Raw genomic sequence first — 1727 nt, 5'->3', positions numbered from 1 at the left:
CACACGGCCCGATAGTATCAATAYCCGTCGGGACACCKTGCGATGTAGACACGCCCATTRCKATCTCTGTAGCGRCACTGACCGGCTTCACTGGCATGCCCGATCACCGCGCCCGCAATGGCTCCAGCGGCACCGCCAACGATCGCGCCTTTCACSGGATCACCGGCTACGGCKGCACCAATTGCCGCWCCGCCYAGACCRCCGACTGCRGCRCCCTGCTCGGTGCGYGAGCATGCTGCGAGCGGAAYRATAAGGCTCAATATGAGCAATGTCTTTTTCATGAGTTGTCCTCCAGCGGCCCGACATTGAGCCCGGTGATAAATGCGCGATTTGTTTTTTCGATCCATCGATTTGCTAATTTAGCTTTTGATTGCGCGAGCCATCTTCAGCGAGGGCAGAAACGGAAGACCACGTACTGGTTCAAGCATGGGCTGCTCGGCGCATCTGTCCGGCGAGGAAAACCTTCGCATCTAGAAAAGGCGGCATGGGCATTGGAACATTAGACAGTTCCAAGTGTTCACTCGATGCGAGGGTTGCCACCAAATCCTCAAAGGCTGGGCGAGAGAGCTTGGTCTGCCAAATCATTTTGAGGAGATCGAACCGTGCACAGCATTATCTATCTCGTCGGGCTCGTCGTCGTCGTCCTTGCCGTTCTGAGCTTTTTTGGCCTCAGGAGGTAGCACAAAGCCGACATGACCCAGACTGTTGAACCGCCAATATTGCCAGAGGGCAGCCCGGATCGGGAGATCAATTGTGAAGTCGCACTGGAGACCGCATTTGCTGCTTTGGTAACTGCCTCACAGGCGCAGGGATGGACACCCCACGAAACGGCCGTGACCCTGTTGAAGATTGCCACACAACATGGCCAGCAGGTTCAGGCTCTCGTTGCGGCAATCAAGAGCGAGCCGAAATGAGTCAATGGGTTGGCAACGCGGTAGTGGATCAGTTTGAACTCTGAAGCGCTGGCTATTTCTAGCGGCTTCGACCGCCGTCAAAAGGTCGCCAACTTATGGATGTCTGCATCGCCCGAACACGGGACGACAATATCAAAACCGGCAAGAGCGGCTTGCTGCTCATCTCAGACAATTATGATGCCTTCGCCGCGCGTGTGTTGGCGGCAAGAAGCGCGGTTCGCACTCTCGATCTCATGTACTACCTCTGGCATGACGACCACACCGGCCGCTTGCTTCTGCAGGAAGTTTTCCGGGCCGCTCAGCGGGGCGTGCGCGTGCGAATGCTGCTTGATGACGTCAACCCGCGCAAAAGTGATTCTGCATATCTGGCGTTGAGCAGCCATCCAAACATCGAGCTGAAGCTGTTCAATCCGAGCGGCGTCAGAGCACGCGGCATTGTACGCGGCATGGAAGTTCTCCTGCGGCTTTTTGCATTGACGCGCAGGATGCACAACAAGGCGTGGATAGCCGACGACGACATCGCCATTGTCGGGGGGCGCAATGTCGGCGATGCCTACTTTGATGCAGCAGAAACAAATTTCCGCGACCTCGACGTTCTCCTCCTCGGCCCCGCCGTGCAGCAAACCGCCGAAATTTTCAAGGCTTTCTGGACGTGCCAGGACGCAAAACCAATTGGCGCGCTCGGTCCAGCCGCTGCGACCACGCAGGCCGAATTGTTTGGAGGAAGCGATGCTGAAACCGAGTCAAAACTTTTGAACGGGATCGGCGACCATGGGACCGTCGCTGAGTTCATTGCGGCCGGCAACGAAACGA

At 56.8% G+C, this 1727-nt stretch carries 3 protein-coding genes; 2 read left to right on the top strand and 1 reads right to left on the bottom strand.

All coding sequences use genetic code 11. From position 1 onward, the window contains the following. Positions 1–17: 17 nt before the first annotated feature. Positions 18–281, bottom strand: coding sequence for a YMGG-like glycine zipper-containing protein (locus ACXJ7R_RS31820; RefSeq protein WP_457155271.1), 264 nt, complete (start codon positions 279–281; stop codon positions 18–20). Positions 282–692: 411 nt separating this feature from the next. On the opposite strand from ACXJ7R_RS31820, the gene ACXJ7R_RS31815 reads away from it, so the two are divergent. Together ACXJ7R_RS31815 and ACXJ7R_RS31810 are read left to right on the top strand one after the other, a co-directional pair. After that, positions 693–914 (top strand): hypothetical protein, encoded by a 222-nt coding sequence (locus ACXJ7R_RS31815; protein WP_095091060.1) that lies wholly within the window; start codon positions 693–695, stop codon positions 912–914. Between the two features lie 95 nt (positions 915–1009). Next, a partial coding sequence (locus ACXJ7R_RS31810; protein ID WP_457155270.1) for a phospholipase D-like domain-containing protein occupies positions 1010–1727 on the top strand: 718 nt, incomplete at its 3' end.

The sequence above is a fragment of the Mesorhizobium sp. P5_C1 genome (assembly GCF_054049815.1).
Note: the sequence above shows the minus strand (reverse complement) of the source record. Positions and strands in the feature narration are given on the sequence as shown.